2 protein-coding genes are annotated in these 3,170 nt (G+C 26.1%); one reads left to right on the top strand and one right to left on the bottom strand.

Going from position 1 to position 3,170, the window contains the following annotated elements:
• A partial coding sequence (locus ACKI2P_RS05195) for a UDP binding domain-containing protein (RefSeq protein ID WP_407375654.1) occupies window positions 1–2,501 on the top strand: 2,501 nt, incomplete at its 5' end.
• A gap of 195 nt (window positions 2,502–2,696) precedes the next feature.
• Here ACKI2P_RS05195 and ACKI2P_RS05200 read toward each other — a convergent pair.
• Window positions 2,697–2,957, bottom strand: coding sequence for a hypothetical protein (locus tag ACKI2P_RS05200; RefSeq protein WP_407375656.1), 261 nt, complete (start codon window positions 2,955–2,957; stop codon window positions 2,697–2,699).
• Window positions 2,958–3,170 lie beyond the last annotated feature (213 nt).

Genomic DNA, 3,170 nt, shown 5'->3' on the forward strand with positions numbered 1-3,170 from the left:
TTCACAATATAAAACATAGAATTCATGGAATAGAATTTAATTATGAAAATCTTCAAGTTCAACCAAATAAAGTTAAACTATACTCTTTTTCCCATAAGTTTTCAACTGCAATAATTGATAACTTTAAAAAAGAAATTGCAAAAAATTCCAGTGAATTTAAACTTATGAAAGATTCTGATAAATTATTTAGTGATTTTGAAGAAAAATTATTCGAAATAGATTACGCAGAATCAATTAATAAACTTAACAATATAAATAGTGTTAAAATTAGCAAATTTGAGATTTCAAAATTGTTAACAGGAGTTTTGAATTCATCCGTTTTTTCAACTGAAAAAATCAAAAAAACAACAATCGACAAGGTTATCGAAGCATTTGAATCTAATATTTTTGAATTCTTCACATTGTGGGAAAAATTATTTTCAATACTTTATATTAACGAAAATGAAGAAGAATTACTATCTTTTATTGAATTTATACTGAAAAACATTGAAACATTAACATTTACCCCCGAAGATGAAATTAATTACCTCATCAAAAAAGAAATTTCTAATGATATTGAAATTGTTAGGAAATCATTGAGACGATACCTGGGCTCAACATTGATAAGAGTATTATCATTAAAATCATCTGAGGTTCATGAAAAAATTTCAATATTGAAAAATCAAGATGATAACAATGTGAATTTTTATTTAAAACATTCATTCAACTTTATTTTTTCATCTATGTTAAATAATAGTTTGATGAAATATCCCTTGCAAAATACATTTAAAATCCAAAAATTAATTAAAACCAATTGGGGAGCGCGAAATACCTATGAAGACATTAAGTATAATTTAATCAAAGAAAATGCAAGTGATGCATCAAATACAATATTTAACGGATTTTGTTATCCAAGATACATCAAATTACATGAGATTGTTTTAAATGAAATTTATAACACAATTTATATTAAAAATAATAAAAATGATTTTATTGACAATTTTGATGAAAAAATCAAATTGCACTCTAAATTGAACTTTTATAATCCTTATGATAACAATAAAATCCGCTCATCGATATACCCTCATGTTAAATCCAATTGCGGTTTAAAATGCCATAAGTGTGACGAATGTCCAATTGATGATAATTTCAGATCTATGAAAGTCGGTTCAAAAAATAAAAGAAAATTAAAAGTTGGATTAATTAATACCAAGTTAAACATGCAAGATTTTGAAAAACGATTAATTGGAAATCCGAATCTAACATTAAAACGATTTAACCGAATAAAATTGTTGATAAATGATGCTATAAAAAACAAAGTTGATTTATTGTTAATGCCTGAAATGTATGTTCCCTTTGAATGGATAGGCGAAATTATTAATGCTTCAAAAGTCCATCAGATGTGCATGATTTTTGGTGTTGAACCAATAGTTATTGAAGGTAAAGTTCACAATTACATCATGACATCACTACCATTTTCAATTGATGATTCCTATTTTGAAGCCGTTGTTTCATGCCGTTTGAAAAACCATTATTCTCCTGAAGAAGTACAATGTATTGAATCACAACATCTTGAAAAACCAAATGAAAATATGAAATACTACTTATATTCCTGGAATGGAATCCATATCTCACCATTTTATTGTTATGAAATAGCAGATATTCAAAGCAGAAGTAAATTTAAGAGTTGCTGCGATATTGTAACGGTTTCTGAATTTAACAAAGATGCAATTTATTTCAAAAATATTGCCGAGTCATTATCACGAGACATATATTGTTATTGCATGAAATCAAATACTTCAGAATATGGTGGAAACAGTATAATCCAACCTGCGAAATCAGAAATTAAAAAGATTGTAGAACTAAAAGGAGGTGAAAATGATTATCTCGTGATTCAGGAATTAGATATTCAAAAATTACGTGATAATGCCATCAAATCCGATTCAATACCTAATAAAAAAGACAAAAACTTGAAGCCAAATCCTCCGGGATTAAATGTTGACATTATTAAAGAAAGAATGAAAATCAATAACAAATATTCCCAAAATCCTGAAAATCATTACGATTCAATTCCCCCAGAACGTGTTGAAAAAGAAGCACTAAAAATGATTTCTAATGAATTTAATGATGAATTAATCGGTAAAACAATTGGAATTTGGGGTCTTTCATTAAAACCCAAAACAAGAAATGTCGAATCATCACCAGCAATAAAGATAGTTAATGAACTTTACGAGTTAAATGTTAATATTAAGGTTTATGATCCTGAAAACAATACAAATTTCAATAATAAAATTAAAAACCTGTCGATTGAATATAAAAACTCAAAATATTCTGTTTTAAATAATTCAGACGCATTACTCATACTTACAGGTTGGGAAGAATTTAAACATTGTGATTTAAATGAAATGAGCAAACGTATGAAACAAAAAATCATTTTTGATTGTAGAGGAGTTATAAACGAAGATATGATAAATAATGAATTCAAATATAAACGGATTAATTTAAATGAAAAATTGGACTGAAAACAATTAAAGTCCAATAAGCCTATAACATTTTACAAACTCTAAAAAATCAACTAAAGTCCACTTTTAGCAATGTCCATTAAAATAAAAAAAAATATCTAAAAAAGTGAAAAATAAGTATAAATATTAATTTAATTCCACCAATAGAACACTTTTAAAATATGTAGTCACACATCGGCTAAAAAATAGAAGAGATTAAAAAATAATCTCCTCATGAGTATCAACATCTTCAAACTCTGGTTTAAAACCTAACTCTTCAAGCTCTGTTATAAACATTTGAATCTCGGGAATAACCGCCAAATCAACAATAAATTTATTCTGATCCAAACAACCAATAGGCTTTCTGGATAACAACTCAGTATGTCCAGCAGGAATCAAATTATATTTTTCAATGCAATCTGAAAGTATTTTTTTATTTTCTATGTTTAATATAATGATAATTCTTTTTTTAACCATAAAATCACCATTTAATTTTATATAAAATTTGGAAAATATTTCTTTGAATATATTCCTCGGAATAAAATTTATCATTTACCATATGACTTTAAAATTGGCATCATGAAAAGAATATCCTACCCTACACTCTTACCGGACAAAATTAAAATTAAATTAATCTTTGAATAAAACATTTTAAATCTTATTAAATCGTCATATTTCATAATAAATCCT

The organism is Methanobrevibacter sp. (genome assembly GCF_045541095.1).
In the GTDB taxonomy this organism is placed as follows: domain Archaea; phylum Methanobacteriota; class Methanobacteria; order Methanobacteriales; family Methanobacteriaceae; genus Methanocatella.

What these genes read in the sequence shown, in the direction of transcription:
- ACKI2P_RS05200 (WP_407375656.1), bottom strand. Translation starts at nt 2,957, where the DNA reads ATGGTTAAAAAAAGAATTATCATTATATTAAACATAGAAAATAAAAAA.